This window comes from Rossellomorea vietnamensis, from assembly GCF_025398035.1.
Classification (GTDB): domain Bacteria; phylum Bacillota; class Bacilli; order Bacillales; family Bacillaceae_B; genus Rossellomorea; species Rossellomorea vietnamensis_B.
In genome coordinates, this window is the sequence record NZ_CP104558.1 from 613,823 (window position 1) to 638,916 (window position 25,094).

General features: G+C 39.8%; 30 protein-coding genes. 9 read left to right on the plus strand and 21 right to left on the minus strand.

The features are described from left to right. On the minus strand, positions 1-276 hold the full coding sequence (locus N5C46_RS03310; protein ID WP_261750908.1) for a helix-turn-helix transcriptional regulator: 276 nt from the start codon (positions 274-276) through the stop codon (positions 1-3). A 635-nt stretch (positions 277-911) separates the two neighbouring features. Further along, positions 912-1,574 carry an HAD family hydrolase gene (locus N5C46_RS03315; RefSeq protein WP_261750909.1) on the minus strand — a complete coding sequence of 221 codons (663 nt, stop codon included), beginning with the start codon at positions 1,572-1,574 and terminating at the stop codon, positions 912-914. A gap of 203 nt (positions 1,575-1,777) precedes the next feature. Between N5C46_RS03315 and N5C46_RS03320 the strand changes: the two genes are divergently transcribed. Beyond that, the gene (locus N5C46_RS03320) at positions 1,778-2,173 is read left to right on the plus strand and encodes an S-Ena type endospore appendage (RefSeq protein ID WP_261750910.1); all 396 of its coding nucleotides are present in this window, start codon (positions 1,778-1,780) and stop codon (positions 2,171-2,173) included. A 52-nt stretch (positions 2,174-2,225) separates the two neighbouring features. Here the strand turns inward: N5C46_RS03320 and N5C46_RS03325 are convergent, their stop codons facing one another. The 3 genes from N5C46_RS03325 to N5C46_RS03335 are packed head-to-tail and all read right to left on the minus strand — an operon-like array spanning position 2,226 to position 3,449. After that, positions 2,226-2,732 (minus strand): NUDIX domain-containing protein, encoded by a 507-nt coding sequence (locus N5C46_RS03325; RefSeq protein ID WP_261750911.1) that lies wholly within the window; start codon positions 2,730-2,732, stop codon positions 2,226-2,228. Between the two features lie 49 nt (positions 2,733-2,781). Continuing rightward, complete coding sequence (locus N5C46_RS03330; RefSeq protein ID WP_261750912.1) at positions 2,782-2,967, minus strand: hypothetical protein; 186 nt, start codon at positions 2,965-2,967, stop codon at positions 2,782-2,784. Between the two features lie 29 nt (positions 2,968-2,996). After that, positions 2,997-3,449 (minus strand): NUDIX domain-containing protein, encoded by a 453-nt coding sequence (locus N5C46_RS03335; protein WP_261750913.1) that lies wholly within the window; start codon positions 3,447-3,449, stop codon positions 2,997-2,999. A 204-nt stretch (positions 3,450-3,653) separates the two neighbouring features. Between N5C46_RS03335 and N5C46_RS03340 the strand changes: the two genes are divergently transcribed. After that, positions 3,654-4,703 carry a serine hydrolase domain-containing protein gene (locus tag N5C46_RS03340; protein WP_261750914.1) on the plus strand — a complete coding sequence of 350 codons (1,050 nt, stop codon included), beginning with the start codon at positions 3,654-3,656 and terminating at the stop codon, positions 4,701-4,703. A 127-nt stretch (positions 4,704-4,830) separates the two neighbouring features. Here N5C46_RS03340 and N5C46_RS03345 read toward each other — a convergent pair whose 3' ends face one another. Next, entirely contained in the window at positions 4,831-5,121 is a 291-nt protein-coding gene (locus N5C46_RS03345; protein WP_261750915.1) for a hypothetical protein, read from the minus strand. A gap of 259 nt (positions 5,122-5,380) precedes the next feature. On the opposite strand from N5C46_RS03345, the gene N5C46_RS03350 reads away from it, so the two are divergent. Next, positions 5,381-5,869, plus strand: a complete 489-nt coding sequence (locus N5C46_RS03350; protein ID WP_261750916.1) for a sigma-70 family RNA polymerase sigma factor — start codon at positions 5,381-5,383, stop codon at positions 5,867-5,869. Between the two features lie 87 nt (positions 5,870-5,956). Here the strand turns inward: N5C46_RS03350 and N5C46_RS03355 are convergent, their stop codons facing one another. From N5C46_RS03355 to N5C46_RS03370, 4 genes are all read right to left on the minus strand, one after another. After that, a complete protein-coding gene (locus N5C46_RS03355) occupies positions 5,957-6,415 on the minus strand; it encodes a GNAT family N-acetyltransferase (protein WP_261750917.1) in 459 nt (152 codons plus the stop codon). Positions 6,416-6,538: 123 nt separating this feature from the next. Then, positions 6,539-7,282: an ABC transporter permease gene (locus tag N5C46_RS03360; protein WP_261750918.1), complete on the minus strand. Its 744-nt coding sequence runs from the start codon at positions 7,280-7,282 to the stop codon at positions 6,539-6,541. A 15-nt stretch (positions 7,283-7,297) separates the two neighbouring features. After that, positions 7,298-8,209 carry an ABC transporter ATP-binding protein gene (locus N5C46_RS03365; RefSeq protein WP_261750919.1) on the minus strand — a complete coding sequence of 304 codons (912 nt, stop codon included), beginning with the start codon at positions 8,207-8,209 and terminating at the stop codon, positions 7,298-7,300. Positions 8,210-8,471: 262 nt separating this feature from the next. Further along, entirely contained in the window at positions 8,472-9,119 is a 648-nt protein-coding gene (locus N5C46_RS03370; protein ID WP_261750920.1) for a pentapeptide repeat-containing protein, read from the minus strand. Positions 9,120-9,332: 213 nt separating this feature from the next. Between N5C46_RS03370 and N5C46_RS03375 the strand changes: the two genes are divergently transcribed. Next, positions 9,333-9,839 (plus strand): GNAT family N-acetyltransferase, encoded by a 507-nt coding sequence (locus N5C46_RS03375; protein ID WP_261750921.1) that lies wholly within the window; start codon positions 9,333-9,335, stop codon positions 9,837-9,839. A 107-nt stretch (positions 9,840-9,946) separates the two neighbouring features. Here the strand turns inward: N5C46_RS03375 and N5C46_RS03380 are convergent, their stop codons facing one another. From N5C46_RS03380 to N5C46_RS03390, 3 genes are all read right to left on the minus strand, one after another. Further along, positions 9,947-10,510 carry an NUDIX hydrolase gene (locus tag N5C46_RS03380; protein ID WP_261750922.1) on the minus strand — a complete coding sequence of 188 codons (564 nt, stop codon included), beginning with the start codon at positions 10,508-10,510 and terminating at the stop codon, positions 9,947-9,949. Continuing rightward, the gene (locus N5C46_RS03385; protein WP_261750923.1) at positions 10,497-10,853 is read right to left on the minus strand and encodes a VOC family protein; all 357 of its coding nucleotides are present in this window, start codon (positions 10,851-10,853) and stop codon (positions 10,497-10,499) included. The genes N5C46_RS03380 and N5C46_RS03385 overlap by 14 nt, the downstream gene beginning before the upstream one ends. Before the next feature lie 178 nt (positions 10,854-11,031). Next, complete coding sequence (locus N5C46_RS03390; protein ID WP_261750924.1) at positions 11,032-12,123, minus strand: citrate synthase/methylcitrate synthase; 1,092 nt, start codon at positions 12,121-12,123, stop codon at positions 11,032-11,034. A gap of 113 nt (positions 12,124-12,236) precedes the next feature. Here N5C46_RS03390 and N5C46_RS03395 point away from each other — a divergent pair, with 113 nt between their 5' ends. Next, entirely contained in the window at positions 12,237-13,115 is an 879-nt protein-coding gene (locus N5C46_RS03395; protein WP_261750925.1) for a LysR family transcriptional regulator, read from the plus strand. A gap of 50 nt (positions 13,116-13,165) precedes the next feature. Here the strand turns inward: N5C46_RS03395 and N5C46_RS03400 are convergent, their stop codons facing one another. Further along, entirely contained in the window at positions 13,166-13,870 is a 705-nt protein-coding gene (locus tag N5C46_RS03400; protein ID WP_261750926.1) for a class I SAM-dependent methyltransferase, read from the minus strand. 332 nt (positions 13,871-14,202) lie between these two features. After that, positions 14,203-14,727 carry a GNAT family N-acetyltransferase gene (locus N5C46_RS03405; RefSeq protein WP_261750927.1) on the minus strand — a complete coding sequence of 175 codons (525 nt, stop codon included), beginning with the start codon at positions 14,725-14,727 and terminating at the stop codon, positions 14,203-14,205. A 163-nt stretch (positions 14,728-14,890) separates the two neighbouring features. On the opposite strand from N5C46_RS03405, the gene N5C46_RS03410 reads away from it, so the two are divergent. Both N5C46_RS03410 and N5C46_RS03415 read left to right on the plus strand, forming a co-directional pair. After that, entirely contained in the window at positions 14,891-15,448 is a 558-nt protein-coding gene (locus N5C46_RS03410; protein WP_261750928.1) for an MEDS domain-containing protein, read from the plus strand. 229 nt (positions 15,449-15,677) lie between these two features. Next, entirely contained in the window at positions 15,678-16,133 is a 456-nt protein-coding gene (locus N5C46_RS03415; RefSeq protein WP_261750929.1) for a hypothetical protein, read from the plus strand. Between the two features lie 51 nt (positions 16,134-16,184). Here N5C46_RS03415 and N5C46_RS03420 read toward each other — a convergent pair whose 3' ends face one another. From N5C46_RS03420 to N5C46_RS03435, 4 genes are all read right to left on the minus strand, one after another. After that, positions 16,185-16,559 (minus strand): nucleotide excision repair endonuclease, encoded by a 375-nt coding sequence (locus tag N5C46_RS03420; protein WP_061811315.1) that lies wholly within the window; start codon positions 16,557-16,559, stop codon positions 16,185-16,187. A 126-nt stretch (positions 16,560-16,685) separates the two neighbouring features. Continuing rightward, positions 16,686-17,573, minus strand: coding sequence for a diacylglycerol/lipid kinase family protein (locus N5C46_RS03425; protein WP_261750930.1), 888 nt, complete (start codon positions 17,571-17,573; stop codon positions 16,686-16,688). 126 nt (positions 17,574-17,699) lie between these two features. Next, positions 17,700-19,772, minus strand: a complete 2,073-nt coding sequence (locus tag N5C46_RS03430; protein ID WP_336275521.1) for a YhgE/Pip family protein — start codon at positions 19,770-19,772, stop codon at positions 17,700-17,702. A 283-nt stretch (positions 19,773-20,055) separates the two neighbouring features. Further along, complete coding sequence (locus N5C46_RS03435) at positions 20,056-20,427, minus strand: MerR family transcriptional regulator (RefSeq protein ID WP_261750932.1); 372 nt, start codon at positions 20,425-20,427, stop codon at positions 20,056-20,058. Positions 20,428-20,518: 91 nt separating this feature from the next. On the opposite strand from N5C46_RS03435, the gene N5C46_RS03440 reads away from it, so the two are divergent. Then, a complete protein-coding gene (locus N5C46_RS03440) occupies positions 20,519-21,280 on the plus strand; it encodes an SDR family NAD(P)-dependent oxidoreductase (RefSeq protein WP_261750933.1) in 762 nt (253 codons plus the stop codon). A 210-nt stretch (positions 21,281-21,490) separates the two neighbouring features. Beyond that, a complete protein-coding gene (locus N5C46_RS03445; protein WP_261750934.1) occupies positions 21,491-22,510 on the plus strand; it encodes an STAS domain-containing protein in 1,020 nt (339 codons plus the stop codon). Positions 22,511-22,551: 41 nt separating this feature from the next. Here N5C46_RS03445 and N5C46_RS03450 read toward each other — a convergent pair whose 3' ends face one another. Both N5C46_RS03450 and N5C46_RS03455 read right to left on the minus strand, forming a co-directional pair. Then, on the minus strand, positions 22,552-23,394 hold the full coding sequence (locus N5C46_RS03450) for an aminoglycoside adenylyltransferase domain-containing protein (protein ID WP_261750935.1): 843 nt from the start codon (positions 23,392-23,394) through the stop codon (positions 22,552-22,554). A gap of 169 nt (positions 23,395-23,563) precedes the next feature. Further along, positions 23,564-24,952, minus strand: a complete 1,389-nt coding sequence (locus tag N5C46_RS03455) for a protoporphyrinogen oxidase (RefSeq protein ID WP_261750936.1) — start codon at positions 24,950-24,952, stop codon at positions 23,564-23,566. Between the last annotated feature and the right edge of the window lie 142 nt (positions 24,953-25,094).

The window sequence follows — 25,094 nt, forward strand, 5'->3', positions numbered from 1 at the left end:
TCATTCGTCTAGAAGCTTTGTCAGTTGGGAAATATTAACTCCCAATGCTTCTACTATTTCTCGACAAGTAACATCACTTACCTTTTCCTTGCCTCCTTCAAGTCTTTTAATGGTTTGTGTAGATACATTTGCTTTTTGAGCCAGCTCTTCTTGAGTCAGTTGAGATTTCACACGAAGTAAGGATACAATCTCACCCATATTTCGTTCGTCAAAAGGCGAATTCTCTTTGGAGAAACAGGAGTTAATGGAGTTACAAAATTTCTTCATGTCATTCATAGGTAGCTACCTCCAACATTTGGTAAAATCGCATTTACTAAATATAAAGAAATTTCTACATATTATCAAGGGGATTATTTCATTTCTATTTATACTATATTGATATGGCATGGTCATATCATGGTCATTTTAGATGAAAGGATATAAGACTTTAGGATGAAGTTCATGATGGACACATGCTTTATTAAAAAATGCACATAAAAAAAAAGCACCATGTAGATGCTTTTTACTGATAGTATAGATCGTTATAATGCGAGGAATAAATCCCATCTAAGTGAATAATAAACGGTGCCGATGCCTACGAACACGACGATCAGGCCTATGATATTTTCTATGAACTTTTCTGGTAACTTAATGAATTTAAGTACCGTATATATAAGTGTGGTAAGCGATATGGTTACTAATGAAACAATTGCTATATTAATGGCAACTGTTTTTACTGGTTCTGTAAATAATTTACTGAATTCTAACAATTTAGACCCTCCTGATTTGATTCAATTCCAGTGCGCTACTCTGAATATGTAGTATCAAGAAGACTATTATACTAGAAATTTCATGAATTTAATAGTGGTAGCTTTGCCTAAAAAAGTATGTTAGATGGTGGATCCCCCCCTCAAAATTGCCTAATAAGAAAATTAAAAGCTCCTTAAGCAGCGTGGTAAATCAGACAAGTTATCAATCACAGCATCTGCATGCTTTACACCGGTCCTATGGGGATCTTTTTTCCAAATACCCTTCATCCCTATTTTTTGGGCACTGTATACATCATACTCAGGGTGGTCCCCTACAAAAATACATTCTTCAGGTTTTACATTTAATCTTTTTATCGCCCTCTTAAAAATCTCAGGGTCGGGCTTTTTCAATCCTTCCCATTCAGAGATAAGGATTTCTTGAAAGTAAGGTTCGATTTTAAGGGCCAGTATGTTGTCCATTTGAAATTTGCCGAAGCCGTTTGTGATCATCCCCAATTGTATGCCACAAGCCTGTAATTCATCCAGCATATGATGTAAATGAGGAAACGGTACACAGCTGTGTTTAAATTGACTGATATAATCGTTGAGCAGTTCTTCCCAAGTTAGATCCCGTATTGAAAATTCTTCGATCAGCTGCTTATAGACACTGTCTTTCCACACATACCCCCTCTGATCCAATTCAATGAATCTGGATGTATATAAATCCGCCGGGATATGGTGGAGCCATTGGTAAAATCGTACATATTGATCTTTGATGAATACTTGGACAGATGCATCCCTGTTTAAAAGCGTCCCATCAAGGTCGAATAGTGCAGCTTTAATCATCAGATAACCTTTCCCTTCCGAGCTTTCAAATTCAATCTCCAAGGGAAATAATTGTATGAAGGTATAGAAATGGCTTTTATTTTCATATGGGATTCCTCCTTCTCTTTTACTTTTATAAAAATGAACAATCATTTTAGGTGGGGGTACAAGCACACTACAAAATTTTTCATATTTTAATATAGACTGGAGGTGAATGTGAAATTATGAATTGTTATAACAAACCATTAGGATGGAAGGAAGACAAGTGTCCCCCTAGACCTAAAGTAGAATGCAAAACTGTACAATTCGAAAATTGTGCTCCTTTTTCAGGGACTGGAAATCAGTCGGTAAATACCATTTTTGATGTAGAGTCCAATAATATTCCAGTAATTGCTGCTGGCACAGTGGAAAACTTTAGTTCTCAAGCAATAAATGTTCGATTTGAAAGAAGTGTAAGCAACCAGCCAATTGTCCTTTTAGTACAACCTCAAAGTTCTTTAACTTTTGTATATGATCATTTAACTAGAATTGCCACTACTGGAACTGCACCTGAAAAAACATATCATGGATCACTAAAGATTCAGGTGAATTATTCATTTGAAACAAAGTGTGAGAGATAATAAAAGCGGGTTTTCCCCGCTTTTTCTTTTTTTCCTCTAATTCCCTCTAGCTCTACACTTTCTTTATGGTAGCTATATTTTGTGCAAGGGAAAGAATCTCCCCATACACTCCGTTCCATCCAGAATAATAATCAGCTACTTGATCTGGATGGATCCAACATCGTTCTGCTGATTCATATTCTGCTTCGAATGTATATATTTCTTCAACGTCCACTCTATAAAAAAGTTGAAAGCCTACTTTGGGATAAGGGCTTTGTGCATTCCAGTGTGGATTATCATGATGATCCACGATCAGGTAACCCAAAAAGTGAGAAGAGCCGGATACATATGCTTCCTCCATCACTTCCCTCTTCAAGCAATCTTCAGGGGACTCCCCCTTTTCCAGATGCCCACCTGGAAAATCCCACCCTCTCTTATGAAGATTCACCAAGAGAAGCTTTCCATCTTTAAAGCAGAATCCATGCACACTGGTGACTCGCGATGTGTCAGGAATGATTGAATCTCGCCTCCATGTCAACTTCACTTCGGATTCCCCCCACCATACATATGTAGAATTCATCATGATCACTCCGTTTACTATTGACTTTTCGTATTTTCACTGAGTCTAGTCAGGATTCCCTCGATTTTTCTCTGAAAGGGAGCCGGTGTAATAAAAGCCCGGTCCCAATCGTTAACAGCGCTAAGATGAAGGCACTGAAGTAAGAATTCAAGCTGTAGTCCTGTTCAATTCCATCCAACACACTTGAATAAATGCCTGCCAATAGACCTGTCAATATAAAAGTACTTATTCTCATCAACCATTTCCTCCTTGAATGGAATAGAACTAATTTATGTCTCCCAGATAAACCTTGGACGATCTATTAACTAAGTATGATTCTATTTCTTTAGGGTAGAGTCTATATTCTTTTAGATTACTCAAGTCAATCCACTCCACGCCTACTTGATGACTATCGGGGTTTGATGGGGTTTGATCATTGTTCCATTCGTGGATGAGCGTACAGGTAAAATAAAATTCCATTTGATGCAAGTCGGAATCAAATGCTGCATGTTCATGGTTCTTACCGATATACTCCCTGACATGGATTAATTCTCCTACTGACACTTCGCATCCGATTTCCTCAAGGCATTCCCTTTTTAAAGCCTCATGGAGTGTTTCTCCAGGTTCCTGTCCACCCCCGGGGAAAAGGTAAAAAATACTGTCTTCGTCTTTGTTTTTAGTCAATAGTATCTTGTTATCTTTGATAATGATGGCTTTTGCTGAGTTACGAATCGGCATCGGTTCATTCTCCTTCTATTTCTCTTGATTTCACATATGTATAAAACATACTATATGATACTTCCTGTCTATTTAGTGGATCTATAGCATTAAAAAAATACTAAATATATACATTTCAACTTAAAACCTCTCAAATCCTGCTTTATGCTTAAAAGGAATTGCATATAGCACGGTGTTTTCTTTATTAAACCTAGACTTGAAAGGATGATTTCTTTGAAGGATCCTGCTTTACTGAAAAAAACAGTCCAATACTTTCGTGATAGATACAGGATTCCAGGTATATCGTTGTGTCTGACTGATTCTTACGGAGAAGACTATATAATGGCAGCAGGCGTTCGAAACCTTCTTCAAGATACATTATTAGATCCTTATGATCATCAACGGGTTGGAAGCTTATTAAACATTGTAACAAGTGTGGTGATCTTAAAACTGCAGGAAGAAGGCATTCTTTCACTGGAGCAAACGGTAGAATCCATCTTACCTGGTATCCTGAAAGAAGGCAGTCGTATATCCGTAAGACAACTGCTCCAGCATAGAAGCGGTCTTAAGGATTATTTATGGATGGACGTTGCAGGAACAAAGTGTATCGAGCACGCTGTTTCAAGTCCCCGGGATTTCTTTTCGTCACGAAGTCTTGTCAGACTTGTTGCCAACCATAATCTTGAATTTCAACCTGGTACTCTGTTCAAGTACTCTAATACGAATTTTCTATTACTAGGCCTAATCGTAGAAGAAAGTTCAGGGAAAAAGTTTAAAGATGCAGTCTATCAATGGATCACCCAACCGCTTCAACTGGATAGAACATACTTCCCTAGTACCAATGATCTCAGGCTCCCCTTTGCCACCGGGCATTCGAAAGCGACGCCTGACTTGACTGACCTATCAGATGATATAACATATATTACTGATCTCAATGTTTCTATCATGGGGACTTCAGGGGCACTTGTTTCCAACCCCGCAGAAATCCAAACATTCATGAAGGCACTTTTTGGCGGCTCCCTCCTATCTCAGGAGTCGATGAAACAAATGCTTATATTTCATGAAACGGATGATTCAGAGCGATTTTACGGTTTGGGTTTATACAAGTATACGTTTGAAAATGAAATAGCGGCGTATGGTCATCATAGTGGCATCCATGGGTATGAATCCGTGACGCTTTATTATCCCGATGATGAAATTTTTGCGACGGTCATCGTGAATCAGACGCCTGTAGGAGTTGTGTCACTTGCTCATCAGCTTTTTGTAAATAGATAAACGTCGAGGAAGAGAAGCCTTCTCCCTAAGGGTTCTCTTCCTGAGCTTTTTTAAGGTAGATCGTCATCCGCCTTTTTCTATGTTGCATTTAATTTACATAATATTATTATGGATTCCATATTGTCATTTAGCTATTTTTATTCTTTATTTGTTCCCGGATGTTTTCTAATTCCTCCAGAGATAACCTGTTCAAAGACTTTTTAATCTCATCTTCCAGCTTCTTTTTGTTTTTCTCCCGGTAGCTACCCCACCATTCCCGGAGGTTATCTGTATTCGTAAGAAGATATTCGATATCGATTTCTTCGATTTCATCATCTGATAAGTAGTGAAGAACGGCAGATAACATCTCTTCAAGCTTTTCAATCTCTTCATTTTTCTGGACGAGGACATCGTTGTTTTCATCCTTTTTCTTTGGCATATCAGGACCTCCTTGTAAGTGGATGGTCCTTTTAGTATTGCTATTGGTGGGTGAAGTTAAACTCAGGTAATTCACAACATTAAAAATTTCGGCATAACTGTCAGTTCCCTACTGATAAATAATGATGACTACCCTTGGCAATGCTTGGTTTCTCCCGTGAAAACGAGGATTACCCCCTTTTGTCTCAAGCCCTGTTCCTTTGTAAGGTTAAGCTACCTGGGAATACAAAGAACGGCGCGCCGGTCAAAAGGATACTGACTTGGAGAAATTTGAAGAGCTTCATATGCAATATGACAGGATGATTCACAAGATCATTCATTCTCTGCACATTTATAAAAACAAACCTGAATACTATCAAACCGGTCTCATCGCACTTTGGGAGGCACATCAAAAATTCGATCCGGAAAAAGGAGCATTTCCTGCTTATGCTTACTCATATGTTCGTGGCAGAATCCTTTCTCAATTGACAAGTGAAAGTCGAAATGAAGAGAAAAGTATTTTCAAAGAGACGGAGTTTTTTGACATGATCGAGGATGAACATATCAACGAAGGACTGGCGGAAGAATTACTGTTCAGTTATTGTGGGGACTTAACTTCGAATCAGAGAAAATGGGTCATGTATACTTGCCTGCATATGCTGACAGTCAGTGAAATTGCAGAGGTAGAGAATGTGTCCATATCCGCTGTGAAAAAGTGGAGGAAGGGAGCAAAGGAAAAGGTTCGAGGGATATTGGACATTAACGGGTGAATAATATGTTTGCTCAAGGGTTATAAGAAAATGGAGATTTAATGCAACCTAAAAAAGGGCCAGCGTTTTTGGCCCATTTGAAATATCTTAGTTAATCGTTACTTCTTTCACAACCGCCATTTCCCTGCCAAATCGGTCACCGTGATCGACGAACCCCAGACTCGCGTATAAGCGGTGAGCACCATGGTTTTCAGGATGATATCCTACTATGATTTTATTTATACCATAGGTTTCTACCATTTCATTCATCATCAGATCTGTTGCGGCTTTTCCGATCCCTTTGCCTTGATAATTTTTATCCACCATGATTCTGTAAACCCAATAAGCATCCAGTTCTTCAGGTACAGAGTTGAACATTAAAAACCCGACGATTTTATCTTCAAAATAAATGGCGAATGGTTTTAAGGTAGTTTCGAATTTCGATTGAGCAATCGAAATGGCATTAGACTCAATAAATTCCTGTTGCTCCAGGGAAAGTTCCAGTTGACAACATTCGTACCAATTTTCTGCGTTTAATTCTGCGATTTTCACTTGATTCTTCTTCAAGTATGTTCCCCTTTCAATCTATGAAGATCATGTATTTCAGACCCTAGAATCATACCATAAATTCCAAGAAATAAGGAGTGTATTTTCATTTTTAAAAATAAACAGAAAATTCTCCACCTGACATTAACTCTTGGATAAACGAAGAAACCGCGGATACGCAGCAATGGCAATCAAGCCACCAGCTACTCCGGCCAAGACCATAATCAAAATATTGAATAAAACATCTAAAGTATCTCCACCCTCTAGAATAATCTCCTTATATCCTTCAATTGCCCAGTATTGAGGCAGTACCTTACTGATTGTTTGCATGAACTCCGGCATCAATTCGACGGGTAACCACAATCCCCCAAGCATTGCGCCACCAAGAGCTATGATCTGGGTAAGGGCAATACCCATATTTTCCGTTTTCACGAGTACGGCGAGTGCCATGCCCCAACCGGTTACGATAAACGCCAAAGAAAGTGATAAAATAATCAGTCCAAGGGGATCCCCTAAAGGAAGGTCATACACAACGACGCCAAATCCAAATAATACAGCAATCTGAATCAACACGATCACCATGAAAGGAATCCATTTCCCGATAAAATAGCTCATGATTGGAAGTGGTGTACTGGCAATCCTCGCAACCATCCCTTTGTCCCGATCCTTCACTAGTCCGATGACCATTGAAATCATAATATAAAAAGCGAACATGATGGTATAGCCTGGAATGATCTGAGTAACGACTTCTTTGTAACTTGTATTTTCATCACCTGAAAAAATGGAAACAAAGGCAATGATAAAGACGATCGGTAAGATAAACGTCCAAAACCACAAGCCTTTATCCTGTATATTTTTCTTTAATTCCATTTTGGCAATCGCCCACATATCATCTTCCCCTTTCTAAGAATCCCGAAGTTGCGTCCCTGTTAATGTGAAAAAGATATCCTCCAGTTTCGGTTGATATAACTCTAGCCTTCTTGGCAAAATGTTATGGGCGCGGAACTCGGCAATCAATTTTTCCAGCGTCATCAAAGGATCATCACTTTGCAGAATATATCCATTCCCTTTTGATTCGACATCTCCATGTTTGGATAAACCAACATCATCTAAACCTTCTCCGGAAACAAATAATGACGGTTTATTATATTTTTGTTGCAGCTCATCCATAGTTCCACATTCGACTAATGCACCCTTGTCAATCAGTCCGATGCTGTCGCAAAGCTGCTCTACTTCCTCCATATAATGACTCGAATAAATGATTGTACTTCCCTTTTCCTTTAGCTCATGTATGATGGAAAAAATTGAGTTTCTTGATTGTGGGTCAATTCCCACTGTCGGTTCATCCATGATGATAATGGAAGGATCATGGAGAATGGCACAGCCAATATTCAACCGGCGCTTCATACCTCCTGAAAAGGTGCTGACTTTGTCTTTCCCTCGTTCTTCTAAACCGATTTGCTGTAACACTTTCCTGGTTCGATCTTGAAGGTCTTTTCCTTTCAGTCCATAAAAGCTACCAAAATACAATAAATTATCCTTGGCAGTAAGGGTTTCTTCTAAACAGATTTCTTGAGGTATGTAACCGATAAGCTTTTTTACTTTTATTCTTTCTTTCTTGACGGATAGCCCCTGGACATGGATGTCCCCATCAAAGTCGTGCAATACACCGGAAAAGATCTTCATCAAGGTGGATTTTCCCGCACCATTAGGTCCTACAAGGCCGAAACAAGACCCTTCTTGAATCGTTAAATGAATGTCGTTAAGAGCTAGAAGTGAATCATATCGCTTACTTATGTTATCAACCGTGATCATGGATAAACCTCCTCAAACTGTTCCTCATAATAAGATGTACGAATCATAGTTGGTAAAAGTTTCAACTATTAAGAAACGAAAGAAATAGGAGTGGGATTGTCTTCCACTCCTTTCGTTTTTACAATATTTTTTGAATGAATTGACAACGCTAGCCCCTTCAAATTGAAAGCAGGTAGGTGCAGTTGATACATAGTTATGCCTGCTTGAATCATTTCATACCTTGTACAGGATATAGACGACATGAACAACAACAGTCATTATACTACTCCTTCACTTTCAATCCCAATAAGGTTGCAAACCCGATCGCCTGCTCAGGTGAAATTTCACAACCGGAAAGATTTTCAAGAGCTACATTGATGCGTGTAAACCTGCAAGTACTAATATCGATACCCTTGAGGTCAGTTTGAGTGAAGTCAATATCATTAAGATTGCACTGATTAAAGCTGACCTTAAGCAGTTCACAGTCGGCGTAATTGGCATTTTGTAAAAAGGTCTCGTTAAATGTCACGTGTTTTAATCGTGTTTCAACAAAGTCACTCATATTCGCCAGGCACTCTTCAAAACGGACATTTCCTAAATGAGCACCGGTGAAATTCACACCCAATAATTTGCATTCTTTGAAGATGACCCGATGGATGATTCCTTCACTGAAGTTTGCATTCGATAGGTCACAGTTTTCAAACACCACATCCGTCATGTCGATACGTGGGAAAGATGCACCGGTGAATGAAACATTTTTAAACATTACTTTTGATATCACAAGCTGATCGATTTCTTCCCGGTCCAATCCTATATTTTCGATCAAACCATTTGATAAAAACGGATCTTCATCATAATAGATGTCTTGAAAATTGGCAGAGCTTAAACGAGCAGGGATTTTTGGGTCTTCGACTTTAAATTTGTGCGCCATGATTACACCTCGAATTATGTTCATTTTATATAAAGAAACTATATCATGAAGAAAATTGAATAGTAGTCTTGGATTTTTATTAGGTGTGTGTCTCGCCATGATGTTAGTGGTCAAGTCTATAGTATGAAGCATAATTGAGTGAAAATAATCGATTTCCTCTCTTATATATTTCAAGTACAATAAGGTGGAATAATAAGAAATGGGGTGTTCCTTTTGAAAATTACAGAAACAAACCGCCTCTCCCTTAGATGGGTGGAGGAGTCGGATGCGGAATTTATTTTAACATTATTGAATGAGCCTGGATGGCTTAAATACATTGGAGATAAAGAGGTTTATACTTTGGAAGATGCAAATCGTTATATTTTGAATGGTCCGAGAGCCATGTATGAGCAAAATGGATTTGGATTATTCTTGGCAGAACGAAAACTTGATCATACACCAATCGGTTTGTGTGGACTGATTAAGCGAGACGGACTGGAAGACGTGGATATTGGATTTGCCTTTCTATCTGACTATCAATCTCAAGGGTATGCGTTTGAAGCAGCTTCCGCTACGGTGGAGTTTGCTAAGGAACTGGGGATTAAACGCCTCGTAGCGATTACGACAAAAGATAATGACCCTTCCTCTAAACTTCTTGAAAAATTGGATATGAAGCTTGAAGGATATGTGACATTGCCTAATGATACAGAAGAACTAAAAAAGTACGGATTGAAAATCTAACTAAAAGGAAATGTACTAAACGTAATTCACGTTTTCTCATATCGAAAAGAGCTGGGTCATAATTAAACCGACAGCTCTTTTCCATACCCTATACCGGGTAATCGTATCTATTCGTATAATTTCTTTAATTCTTCCAAAACATAGTTTTCCCTCTTGATCCATCGATTGTTCTCATACTTGTCCATCAGCCTCTCATTCCCGTCGATGGCTTCATCCAAGGTGATCCATCGGGGAGTCATCTCCAGCTCTGACTCATATTCTTCTAATTGTTGAGGTATTTTATCCCAGTCTGATAGTTCGCAATGAAAGTAGTGTGAAGTCATTTCGAATATTGTACCTTCATCATATAGGTCCGGATGCCTTTGTATCACGATACCTACAGGCTCTTTAACCTGACAGTGTATGTAGCCGGTTTCTTCGGCCACTTCCCTCTTCAGGGCAGAAGACAGACTTTCATTTTCTTCGACTCCGCCTCCTGGGAATTTATAATCTCCCCTGTTGGAATGCATGAGAAGGATTTTACCATTCTGTATTATGACTGCCTTAACGGCGGTTCTATATCTCATTTTGTATTCAGTTACCAAGCTCTTAGGTTTTCCTAATACAGTTTCAAACAAGGTTGTCTCTTCCACCCTTCTACTATGTTGATTTCCTTCCCTACTTGTTTTCAATCAATCCAATTCCTACACCGGTGGGGTCCACTAAATAGGCAAGGAAAAAATGCTCGAATTCCATCTTGTCTCTTACCACCATTGCTCCATTTTCTTTAGCTGCAGAAATGGTTTGTTCAATGGATTCTACTTCAATTTGAATTCGTGTACCGTGTGGATGATCGTGAGGTCCCTTGCTAATCCCCCCATTTATTCCATCTTTGTGTCCGGTCGTGACTGTGTGGTAGTCCCACTTGGGTTCATCTACTTCCCACCCGAAAACAGATGAATAAAATGCTGCTGCTTTTTCTGGAGCCTGACTGCTTATCTCAAAGCCAACCACTTTTCCATTTCGATTTTTCACATTCATTCCCTCCACATTTCTAATCATTGTAAATTGAACTCTTTTAAAGATAGTCCCTTATACCATTACGCACTATTTACAATTCGACAAAATTTCCCATTGTCCTTCAATACATTAATCAATTCCTTAGAAAAAAACGCTTAGAGGACTCTAAGCGTTCACACAAAACCTGCATCAACTAGACAGAAAGGTTTCGTTTTCCTATATATTCAGATTGAGGCCTGAATATAGTATTGTTTTCAGCCTGTTCCAATACATGGGCTGACCAGCCAACGATGCGGGCGGCCGTAAAAGTCGGGGTGAATAGATCGGTTGGCAGATTAATCGATTTCATGATAGCTGCTGCATAAAATTCTACATTGGTGTACAGGGATCTTCCCGGCTTCAATTCATCTAAAAGTTCGATTGCCTTCTTCTCAACAAATAATGCCAGATCCAAAGAGGAATCCCCCCCTTTATTTTCTAACAGCTTTTTTCTCAAAGCGAGGGCTCTTGGATCATGAGTCTTATATACCCGATGACCAAATCCCATCAGCTTCTCACCTTTCACCAGTTTTTCTCTGATGATCGTTTCGGCTCTTTCAGCCACACCTATTTCGTTCATTAAATCAATGACCCCGGATGGTGCCCCACCGTGAAGTGGACCTTTCATTGTACCGATCGCTGAAGTAATGGCTGAAACAAGATCAGATTCCGTTGAGGCCGTGACTCTTGCCGAGAAGGCAGAAGCATTCATTCCATGTTCCATCGTAAGTACCATATACGTTTCAAGTGCATCCGCAACTGCCTTAGACGGACTTTTTCCTGTTAGCATGAATAGATAATTCTCCACATGGCTTAACTCGGTATCGGCCTCGAGTAGAGGTCGACCCATCAGCATATTAAATCGATCAGCAATGATGGTCGGTGTGACCGCTGTCAATCGCAAGGATTGCTCTATAGTCGGCTTCCATTTGTATTCTGATCCTCCCAAGGAGGAGATAACCGTTCTTAATACACTCATGATATCCATTTCTTCTGGGAGAGAATGAAGGATGTCCTTCATTGCAGGTGTCAGGTCTCGATAAGTGCTCAATTTCTTCTTGATTTCCACTGCATCCTCCTCTGTGGGAAGATACCCATACCACAACAAGAACGAAGCCTCTTCAAATGACAGATGACTGAGTTCTCCGATTTCATACCCCCTGTAGATGAGGATACCCTCGCTTCCATCTATGTGACTGATCGACGTTTGAGCTGCCACTATTCCTTTTAACCCTTCACTAAACATTCAGAACATCCCCTTTTTGCTTTATTACAATTATTGTATAATGGATTTATAATTAAGAAAATTAAATATATTTAATTGAATTGATTACATTTTATAATAAAGGGGGCGTCCTAATGGATTTGAATGTCATTAAAACGTTTATTATTGCGGCTGAGTTCAATCATTTCAGGAAAGCTGCCGAGCGATTATATATCTCACAGCCTACCGTCACGGTACATATTAAACAACTTGAAAAAGAACTTGGAGTGGTCCTATTCCAAAGAGAAGGGAAGAAAATCAAGCTGACAGAAGCAGGGAGGTCCTATTTACAGAATGCGAAGAGATTGATTGAGGTGTATGAGGAAGGAATAACAGATATTCAATCCTATAGTCAGGGTTACACAACCACACTTAAAATGGCTATCTCCCCCCTGATTGCTGATAATGTCCTGCCTTTTGTATTAAAGCAGTATCTTGAGAATCATCCCCAGGTGGAAATTTCGGTTGAAATCATTGAATCTGCTGAAATAGAGAAGGCGGTATTGGAAGAAAGGGTGGATATCGGACTTTCCTGTCTCCCCTGTTTTAGTCCTGAACTTGAACAGACTCTCTTATTCTCAGATAAGGTCATTTTGGTGGCTCCTCATGATGGAAGGGATTTTGAATCAGCACCACCCCTGGACGAAGAGGAGTTATTGGCATCGAATTACTTATTGACCCACAATCACCCTTCCTATTGGGATGAACTCTGTTATACCATTAAACAAAATTATCCTACAACAAGGATGATGAGAGTTTCGCAGACACATATTACGAAACGGTTCATTGCAGAAGGGCTTGGCGTATCCTATCTTCCTTCCTCTTCAGTCAGGAGAGAGCTGTTGGAAGGGAGGCTGCTAGAGGTCCATACAAGTGCTTTTCCCATGCCGGAAGCTAAGACCTTCGCACTTACAAAATATCAACATAAAACACAAAACGAATTTTTACGTTTTCTTTCTCGATTCAGAGTGTAAAAAAAGATGCCTTGGGCACGATTTAGTGACCATGGCATCCTTTTTATCTACTACCTTTTTCGAAAAAGACCTGTCAGTAAGTCAGATACACCAAACATGTTTTCTGAACCTTTTTTATCGATCATTTTCCTGATTTCAATGGGATTTAATGATTGGAAGACACTCATTAAACGTTCTTCTGTATACCCTAATCCGCCCATCAGTGATCCTTTTTTATATACTTCCCAATCAGATAGATCAGATCCTCCTAGTTTACCACCCTTATAAAAACACGTTATGCCAAAGTATCCTCCTTTCCTTAATGCTCTTTCAATTAGATTTATGTAACTTATCCTTCTGTGGGGAGCGATATGGTGAAAACATCCTGAATCGTATATAAAATCATACTTTTCGATAGGAAGGTCACAATCAAATATATTGTGATGTAGAAAGTTGATGGTCAAATTTCTTTCATCAGCCCGTTCCCTTGCCCAATCAAGGGACGTTTTGGATAGATCGACTGCGTCAACCTCAAATCCATGTTCTGCTAAAAAAATGGCATTCCTGCCCGGACCGCAGCCAAGCTCAAGTACCTTGCCCCTTGTGATGATTCCCCGTTCTATATAAGAAACTAAGTTCTCGTCGGGTGCATTTACAAAGATAGGTACTGGTTTCTCGCGGTCAGAAAAAAACTCATCCCAAAATGGTTCAGGTTCCCGTAAAAATGAATCAAGCATGGTTAGTAAATCATCGTAATTACGAATACTTTCTTGCATATGGTTCCCTCCTTCATCACCTGATTACAGTATACTTTATTACAAGATTAGGTGGGTTACCACGATTTTACAAATATATTATTTCATGCGTGAATCGACAGTGAAGTTTATGATTCACTCTGCTTACACGCGCCCAAAACCCCCTTACTAGATGTCCTTCACGCATATCAAAGGTAGGGTATCCAAATGCATATTTATCTAACTGCGTGGAATCTGATTGTACTGAGGGATATGGTTGAAATCAGTCGGATTATCATCGTTGTCACAATTGTTACAAAAATGAAATAAATAAATGATGCAATCGGTATACTGTACCTCTAATCTTTTTATAATCAAATCAGGACTTTCTCCATGCGGATATCCGACCACATTTTTCCATTCCAATAGGTAAAGTCAGGGATCCTGGCTATTACCTGATAACCCATCTGCCTGTATAGCTTATGTGCCTGGGTGTTAAATTCAAAAACACCAAGTTCTATTCTGGCCAGTCCTTGTTCTTTTATTTCCTTTTCCAAATACCGAATGGCTTCATACCCTATTCCCTTTCCCCGTGCATCAGGATCGCCAATCGTAATCCCTACCCAGGCAGTTCCCCTCACTTTTTTAAATAGATGAGGGGGGTCAATCATATAATTCATTTCCCCTACAAGTTTATTTTCCACGTATATAAGAAACATAGGGTGAGATTCCAATCGATCTTTCAATTCATCCATGTCCATGTTCCTGCATTGTTCAAGCTCTTCCCAGTTTCGATTGGGCCGAATGAACGGGACTAAATCGGGATGGTTATCCCATTTATTTAAAGCGTTAAGAATATCATTGTTTGGGTGGTTTAATTTTTCTATATGAAGATTCATGTCTCTTCCTCTCTTTCTCATCCTGGAAATATGGTGAAATGACCACGGAATTTAGATAATTGTTAGAATATTCAAACTAAAATATGTATAGCTTCATACACGTTTATGTTATGCTTAAAGTAGCATAAAGGCAATAATTTCTTGGGACGAGAGGTGAGGATATATGGAAGTGTTAAATGATGTGAAGCTCGGAACGTTACAGAAAGGTCATATTTTCTACCCCTTTCAACAGGAGGAAGCCTACATTCGAAATCTGATGTTATTTATTCGGGCAGGCTTGGAAAACAATCAACATATGCTTATTGTTGAAAGCATGCGAAATATCACAAAGGTCAAGCATAGAATGAACAGATTGTATACAGAGGAACAGCTCTCATCCATTTCATTAGTTGATAATTTTGACTACTATTTTTTAAACGGGGATTTTAACACTCAGCATATTCTCAACGCTTTCCAGAAGGATCTCTCTGTCATAAGGAAATTGAACTCTTCCATAAGAACCTGGGGGCATGTCGAATGGATTTCGAAAGAACCGGACGCAAACTTAATCAAGGAATTTGAATCGATCGCTGATGATTATGTCCTTCAGGAAGGTATGTTATCTATTTGTGCATATCCAAGTCACAGCTTATCAAGTACGTTGACAGAAACCTTGGAGATGGTTCATCAGTATGTGTTGACAGATGAGGATCTTCGATTATCCATGACATATAGAAGATAGTAAACTGTTAAGATCCTTCTTTCACGAAGGGTCTTTTATTTTTGAACTGCTCGGTGCTTTTCCATAATGACTTTACCGATAGATAGTCAAGTTCAGTTATCCTTCCCTAATCCTATTATATGATTCTTTAAAAAAGGATCAGTTGTTTTTTTCTCATGGTTCTATGAGTGACACCCCTCCAATAACTATAACTATAAGGCTTTCTATCTTTATTCCAGGAGGGGCTCTTGTGAACGGAACCATAAATCCCATCAAATTGAATGAAGTCATTGAGTATGAGGATCTTTTTCATGAAACATATTCCGGAACATCTTTAAAGGCAGGGCGCATTGTGCAAATCGTGTACTGGATTAAATCTGGGAAATCTTTTATTACATATGATATCCTGGATCATAAAAAGAAATATGTGAATATTGAAGATTCCCTCTCGCCCCCATCAATCCAAAGACAGGAAATCAGCTTTGAAACGTTATTTGACTTGAAGCAGCCGGTTGATATTGAGATAGCCGGGGTGAAGAGACCTTCTGTAATCGTATCGATCACCATTCATTGGAGTGATGACGGAACCGAGGTTTCTTATGGGGTGACTGATCGGACGGATACCACCTATTTTGGAGTTCGGGAAGAATTGTTGGTTAATTGGAATCCACATTTACCCGCTAGAAGCTTAAATACATCTCTATAAATCAAAAAGGTACCAGGGTCCCTAATCGGACCCTGGTACCTTTTTGATTTCTTACTTATAGAACACTTTGTCTACATTATATTTCGCTTGAAGTTTATTGATGATATATGTTTCATAAATGTCACGATCCATTGCGTCCTCTACGATGGCTACATCGATTCGGTAGACTTCATCTCTGTGATTACGCAGTGGGGATACAGTATCTTCAAGATGCTTCTTTACTCTTTGTCGCAGCTTTCTGGCTTTCCCAACGAATAGAAGTTCATCATTGATATTATAAAATAAGATGATGCCGCCCTTATCTCTTGGAATTTCGTGAAGATCGATAAAGCCTTGGATGCTTTTGATCTTTGGTTCTTCTGAGTCTTTTGCTTGTTTTCGTTCCGTTATGGAAATATCCGCTTGAGGGATTTGAATGTTTATCATGTATGGTCACGTCCTTTGTTTGCTCTAAGAAGTAATGGTAACACAAAAAGGATACAATTACTATACTACGAAGCACTTCCCTTAAAAAAGGATAGCCTCCCCCCGTAAGTTTCCTTATGTGTATTGTTATTTTTGAACGGGAACGAGAATGTTCAGATGTTGTTTCAAATTTTCTATTGTGATAGGGAGTTGGTCTCCCTCGTCCCCATCAACATTGGCTATCATCTCATAGGTGGAGTTCGCCTGGAGTTTGGTCACTTTCATATAGTGTACATGTTCACTTTCCGCTAATTCACCCAGCAGGATTTTAGGAAGTAATAAAAGGAACTTGGGAAGAGCCATATCTTTAATAATGAATACATGAAGCTGTCCATCATTCACCTTGGCTTCCGGTGCGATGGTTTCCATCCCTCCCACAGAATTGGTCAGGGCAACAAGCATCAGAAGGGCTTCCCCTTCCCAATCATGTTCGGATTGGACCTTAAGCTCGAACGGCTGCTTCTCTTTCATTTTCTTCATTCCTTCTATTATATAGGCAAGTGGACCAAGTTTTGATTTCTGTTCAACCGGTGTGGAAAATGAAGCCTCTGCCAATGCTCCGACTGCCACAATATTGATGAAGTATCGATCATTGATCTTTCCAACGTCGGTTTTCTGGACATGATTTTGTTTAAAGATATCGATTGCTTCTTCAGGTTTCATTGGAATATTGAGAGCGCGCGCAAAATCATTGACCGTACCAAGCGGGATCAGACCGAATAAAGGACGGTACTCCTGTTCAGCCATCCCGTTAATGGCTTCATTGATCGTGCCATCCCCTCCCATTGCGGCAAGGAAATCATACCTTTTCTCACAGGCTTCCCTCGCAAATTCCATTGCATCCCCCTCTCCTTTAGTCAATCGTAAAACGGTCTCATATCCCATCTCCTTCATCGTTTTAAGTGCATGGTCACTATATTGTTCACCCAATTCCTTCCCAGAAGATGGATTGACGATTAACATGGCTTGCTTCACGCTATTTCCTCCCTTTTACATTATGTATTTATTAGGCTTTACCCTAATTGTAAAGAGAGGAATCCTTTTCCATCGCTAAAAAGCAGGGAAGCGAATTGTAAACCGATTTCTATGTCCTCAATATCTTTAATGAAACAACCCGGACTCTTTTGATTTCTTCGTAAAAGCTTTTGTCCTTTTACTTAGAGGCCCTTTGAAAAATGTGCCGAATAGTAAAGCAATGACGCCAAATAAGCTTAGAATTAAAAGATCCCTGTACACTCTCTCCCGAACGATCCCGCCAACCGCTTCCCTCATGAGATCGATGCTATAAGAAAATGGAAGGAAGGGATGGATGGTTTGGAAAAAAGTCGGCAAAAGGGGCACTGGATAAGTCCCTCCGGCTCCTGCAATCTGCAGGACCAGAAGGACGATGGCCATCGCTTTTCCGATATTCCCAAATACCGATACCAACGTATACACCACAATCATAAAAACAATGCTGATGAATAATCCGAAGCCAATAAACCAACCAGGTTCTGCGATATGAACCCCCAGGATAAAAATGTCTCCAACTGTTACAATCAAGGCTTGTATGAAACCAATACAAATAAACGTCAGGAGTTTCCCAAAATAAATTTGCCTTTCAGAAAACTCATGTGGAGCGATGACTTCCGTTGCTAATAGTGAGATCAATAAAAGGGCACCTACCCAGATGGCTAACACAGTATAAAATGGGGTCATGGCAGCCCCGTAATTTCGGATTGGAAATAAACTATTTTTATTTAATACAACCGGTTCTTCAAAGAAGCTTTTCTCTGCATTGGGATCATTCCGAAGGAGATCAATGATTTCATTGATATTGGTTTCCCCCTGGATATCCCTGATACGTCCGGCAAGCTGGCTGATTTTGTCTTTTAAATACGGAAATTGACTTGAAACGCTTTGGAGGGTTTCGGTTCCTTTGTCGATGTTCTTATCTGTATTAGAGAGAATCCTTTCCACTTCCGGAATGGTCCCCTGGATGTCTTGAAGGATATTTCTTGCTTCATTCAACGTTCCCTTCGCTTTAGCTACCTCTCCCAATACAGCCGGTTCAATCGTTTGTTTGTATCTTTTTATAAGTTCATCCATGTCATTATCCGTTTTACGGGCACGATCTTGGATGCCCTTGATCAATTCGTTCACGTCTTGTTGTTTTGTTGCAACGAAATCATTTAGTTTTTGACCTTCTTTTTGAATTCTTTGCATTTCCAGCTTAACTTTCTCCAGCTGATTTAAGGCATCTTCAATTTGTTTCTGGTTTGTATTTTCTTCATTCTTCTGTAACGATTGTAAGGATGCTTCAACAGTATCAATCGTCTGGATGGAGGCGCTAAGCTTATCAGCTATTCCCTTGTTAATGGTTTCCGCTCCACTAAGGTCTACGGAAGAGGTTTGAATTTGCCCAAGGAACTCATTGACCCTGGCAGCCATTTCCTGTACTTGTTCTAAACCTTCTTGAATGGTTGGAGCCAACTTATTTAATTCATTTTCTGCTTTGTTGAGAAAATCCGTTGTACGATCAATTGTATCAAGCCCCTGATTCGTCACACGTTTCACATCTGGAATTTCACCTTGTGCTTTCTGAATGATCCGCTTGGCGCTCTCGGCATCTGACAAAGATTCATTCAGGGCAGCACCGATTCCCGGTAACTTTCGATCTACTGTAAATACATAATCTTCAAACCTTTTGATGTCGGGGAGGTCCTTTTGAATCTCAATTCCCAGCTCATTAAACAGTTCAAATATGGTCCCATTGACAGTCGAAATAAACGAACCTGTAATTTTATCGACAATCCCACCTGCCCCGGATTCTGTAATTTTCGGGGCGATGGCATTGATCTTTTCGTTTACATAATATTCCAAGGTCGCCTTTTCAGGTTTATCCTCTATGACAGTTGCCAACTTCCGTGAGAAGTCGTCGGGAATGATGATGACAGCGAAATACTCCCCGTATTCAACACGGTCCATCGCTTTTTTTCTGTCAACAAACTTCCAGTTCATATCATCATTTTTCTTTAATTCCTTCACAAGACCCTCCCCGATATTCAGTTTTCCCCCCTTGAGTTCCGCCCCCTTATCTTCATTCACGACCCCGACCGGAAGCTGATCGGTCTTACTGTAAGGGTCCCAGGAAGCACCGATGTTAAACCAGGCATAAAGAGATGGTAACAACATCAAGCCTCCTATCCAGAATGCAGCTACCCAGTTCCTGGATACATTTTTTATGTCTCTAAAGAAAATTCTCCAGATGTTTTGCATATGAATTCCGCCTTTATCACTAAGCTGTCATTTGAAACTTAGTTTACCCAACCCGTGTTTTGCCACTACGGATGCTTGAAAATAAGTGATGATTTCTGAAAAAAAAAGGCCCTGACATTTGAAGTCAGGTACCCTTTCCATTTTCATACTATAGGGTCAGTAACATTAATGTATGCTTACCAGCACGAATAAGGGAACTTCAACTATCTGATGTGTGTTCCGCCATAACTCTCTTATACGAACCAATCTTATTGTTCAACATTTCATTAGTAGACAGTAAAGTTTGAAGCTGCTCCTGTATATTTCGTTGATGTTCTTCAAGTAATGACAATCTTTCTTCCATGGTGTGATCCCCTTCCAGGAACAAAGCGGTATACTTTTTAATGGTTGATATGGGCATTTGAGTCTCCCTTAGTTTCAGCACAAATTTCAGCCATTTCATATGGGATTCAGTATATTCTCTTACACCTGATGGTGATCGGTCTGGAGTGATGATTCCTTCTTTTTCATAATAACGAAGGGAGTGCGGAGTGACCCCCAATTCTGAAGACGCTTCACTAATACTATACATTCCTGTTTCCTCCAATGCATAAACAGTTGACTTAGAGTCCACTCTAAGTTTTAGGATTGTAGTGTAACATAAATAGTCAGGAGGAGAAAATATGAACTATACAGTCATTACCGGAGCAAGCTCGGGAATCGGCTACGAGGCATCACTAGCCTTCGCAGCCAGAGGGAAGAATATCATAGCTGTTGCCAGACGAGAGGAAAAATTAAGTGAGCTGAAAGATGAGATTAAGGCTGCATACCCAGAGGTTGATGTCATAATCATGCCTGTCGATTTGTCCATCAGTGAGAACGTCTACCAACTTTATGAAAACTTGAAACAATACCAGATTCAAACGTTGATTAACAATGCCGGATTTGGGAACTTCGATTCCATATCTGAGCAGAATCTTACAAAAATCCAAAATATGTTGAACCTTAATATAGAGGCATTGACCTTATTATCTTCCCTATTTGTAAGAGATTATGAACATGTAGCCGGTACTCAACTGATCAATGTTTCTTCAGGGGGTGGATACACAATTGTTGCGGATGCCGTAACCTATTGTGCTACGAAGTTCTATGTGAGTGCATTCACCGAAGGGCTCGCACAGGAGCTTGCTTCAAAAGGTTCTCAGATGAAAGCGAAAGTATTGGCACCAGCAGCGACAGAAACAGAGTTCGCCCAACGATCATTTGATGTACCTGATTTCAATTATGATGGCACTGTGCCGCAATATCATACAGCAAAGGAAATGGCACAATTCATGTTGGATCTGTATGACAGTGACAAAGTGGTGGGGATTGTTAATGGAGAGACATATGAGTTCAATCTAATGGATCCTATTTATCCATATGCCAATCGGACATCTAAATAGTTACCTAATCTTCTTACAGTATCACGAAGGATTTTCTTCGTGGTACTGTCATTTCTTCCCGTAATCATGACATACATAATTCCCCCATTTCCCCTTTGATCTATACTTCCTAATTTTATGGTTTAGGTAATATTTGATTGGGGTAAAAGAGAAGTATTTGACTTAATAATACATAAAAAATCTATTCTGGTATCGATGGGGGTTAATGTGATGGCAAAGTATGATATTGATGTGAATGGTTCATTATTTGATTGGGATTTGGATAAGGGATCCATAACATTTGAAAATGATGAGGTTGTATTATTTTGGGTTAATACAGCGTTTAAAACGCTGATCGATTCCATCGAGGAAATAGCCGGGGAAAAAGAGGCAAGATTGGTCCTTGAGACGGCAGGCTACCGAACCGGCCTGATCGTCAGTGACTTTTACTTAAAATCCATCGGGAAACCGGAAGAAATCCTGGATAAACTCCCTAACACATATGTAACGGCCGGTTGGGGAATTACAGAAATCTTATCGTATTCCATTGAAGAAAAAAAGGCAGTCGTGCAATTTTGTAATGGATGGGAGTATAAAGTGAATGTTGCACAGGGGAAAGAAGAAGAAGGAACATTCATGCCAGGTCATTGGGCTGGTGTGCTGACTGGAATATTCGGCTCCAAAGTTTGGTACCGGGTGGTCAAAAGCCAGATCAGTGGTGACGACTGTAGCGTATATGAGTTTTTCCCATCCGATATTTCTCCTTCCTTGAATGTCAATGCTCTAATGGAAGAGCAAACCTTAGCAGCCCAAGAAGAATTGGATCGCATTACGAAGCAGAGAACCGAAGTGTTATCCGAGATCATCAAAGAAATCTCTTCACCAATCATTCCTGTATTGGACTCGATTCTCGTGGTCCCTCTTGTAGGTCGCTATAATGAAATTCGAGCTGAAGAATTGCTGAATAAAACACTTCTCAATCTGCCGCGTTACAAAGCTGAATTCCTGATCATCGATTTGACCAGTCTCAGCAGGGTGGATGATTATACGTTATCTTTCATTCAGAAATTCGTAAGTGCAGCCTCCCTATTGGGAACTAAGTGTCTACTTGTGGGGATTTCTTCTGAACTGAGTATTAAGGTCACACAGAGGGGCTATCGGATGAACCATATTCCCTGCTTTTCAATCCTGCAACAGGGAATCAACTACGCGCTCGATCAATTAGGTATGGAGATCATCAAGAAGGTGTAAGAGTAAATAGGCAGGATGATTTCCTGCCTTTTACTTGTACCCTAGCGTTGAATAGGATGTTCCATATTCTGCTCATTGCAAAGGACTATCACATATTTTAAAAACATTATGGTCTGCTTGACCCGAATCTCATTTGAGTCTGTATTAATTCCTTCCAAGCCTGAACGGATGTTCATCGCTTCCCTAATAAGGCTATGCCACTCTTCAGGAATCTCTTGCAATCCATACTGACCGGCACCTTGCTTGGAAATGATCGACGCTTCTTTCAATGTGTAAAATTGACGAAGAATACCAAGGACCGACCACTCTATTTCAGCATCAATCATAGAGGTGGGATAATGCTTTACCTCATCTAGAGATTCTTCGAAGGAACGAAGTCTTCCAGCCCAATACGTATTCATATTATGCAGGACATATTGGTACAATTCTTCTGAGGATGGTCCTGAAAAAGTTGAAGGGATTTCAGGTCCTACAATCCTCAACTCGTTATGCTTCACTAAATACCATGTGACAGGGTTAAAATTGAAATATTCTCCAAAGTTCAATTCACCATTATTATAGTATGCATATAGTTCGGTATCATCTTCACAGGTTGGACCCCTATTCCCGAAATCTTCTTTTAAAATATATACCCCGTCCATTTCCGGTTTTGGAAACGTTTGCTGTAGTGTTAAATGAATATGATTAAGTGCCTCCGAATCCTCTGTGGTTAGTCGACGGTTGGTGACGGTAATAAAATCTATATCACTCGAATCATTCACAAATGCTCCCAGGGCAATGGACCCGTGTAAATACATTCCTTCGAGGGTTTCCGGCAAATATGTATTGAATAATCGAATATACTCCTCCAGTACGCTTTGTACGATTCTCGGTACGTTTGTCATGTCATGTTTTCCCCCATTGAATGATTTTGTGCAAGGAGCTCTGGAATCTCCATTCCCCAATAACCAATTATTTCAAATATTGGAAGGGTATTCAATAGATACTTTCATTTTGTTGATAATTATATTTTTGAACTTCAAAAGAAGCTTGACCTCTCTGAGGTCAAGCTTCTTACATGAAGTCTTCTATTATCGATTCAGCTGTTTTCTTCCCGTTCTGAATACAGGCGCCTATCCCCACGCCGTAGTAGGAGGCTCCTGCCAGTTTCACTCTTGGCATTTTAGTTGAGAGCATCTGCTCCAAAGCCTGTACGGCCTGATTATGCGAAAGATGATAATTCGGCATTAATTCTTTCCAATCGGTCACTTCCACTGAAATGGGATCTGCATTGATTCCGACGCTCTTCTTTATATCATCCAGTGCCACCCTGGTCAGTTCGTCCTCTTTCAAATTCTTTAACTGCTCGTAATGAGTACTCGTGCTCTTATAAAAGAGTCTTACCAGGAGATTGTGTTTCCGGGATGTGTGTTTCCATTTCCGGCTCGTCCATGTACATGCATCGCACTTCACTTCACTGCCTTTGGAAACAATAAACCCTGTACCATCAGCCGGTAGCTCTTCGTCAGGAACATTGAATCCCAGATAAATCGAGATCAAGGAAGAGTTCCTTAGAGTATTAAAATCATTGTCTAAATAATTGTGATTTAGGATCTGTTGAGTCACATCATGTGGTGTTGCAAATATGACCGCATCTGCTTGGATGCTTTCATGACCTTTTAACGTGAGCTCATATTTGTCAGCACTCATATGGAGATTTTTTGTCTCAGTTCCTTTTAGGATCGTGGCATCAGCGCACTTTTCTTCCAGACGGTCGATAATGGTGGATAGTCCATGTCTAAAGGAAATAAACTTTTTATTGGAAGACCCTTTGAATCTCTGCTTGTTCGCAGATAATCCTTTGATAATGCTTCCATATTCATTTTTATAATCAAGAAGATATGGAAGAGTCGAAGCCATGGTCAGTTTATACAAGTTACCCGAATAAACTCCTGATAATACAGGTGCAATTTGATTTTCCACAAGTTCCTTTCCGAGAAATGCTTCCAGAAATTCTCCGATGGAACTTTCCTTCGTGAATACAGTATTTTCCGTCTCCAGGTCAGAAAGAGCCGCTTTCTTTCCGGCTTCAGAAATCAGTGTGCTTTCATTAAGTGCTTCTACGCTCATGGGAATACCGAAGATCGTGTCAGGAGGTATTCTATGCAGTTCGCCATTTGTGTATATGTAAGATGTTCCTGTTTCGTTATAGACGAGTTCGTTTTGAAGTTGAAGTTCATCAACCAATGGAAGTACTCCCTCATTACGGGCTACAATGGAATCTGCGCCAGCTTCCATAATAAAGTCACCTTCCGTTACCGTCCTGATCTTACCACCGAGCTGTTGATCCCGTTCAATTAACACGGACTCAATATCCAGGTTTTGTTCCCTGGACATTTTTTGCAGGTAATAGAGAGCTGTTAAGCCTGTAATGCCCCCACCTACGATAACCACTTTCTTCATACCATCCACTCCATTAATTACGTGTATGTATACAGATTATCATGTTTTAAACGGATTAGAAAAAGAAACTGTGTCGGAAAAAGGAATATGGCATGTAATTAGGATATGGCATCATTCATTGACCCTAGCTTCATGTCTAATT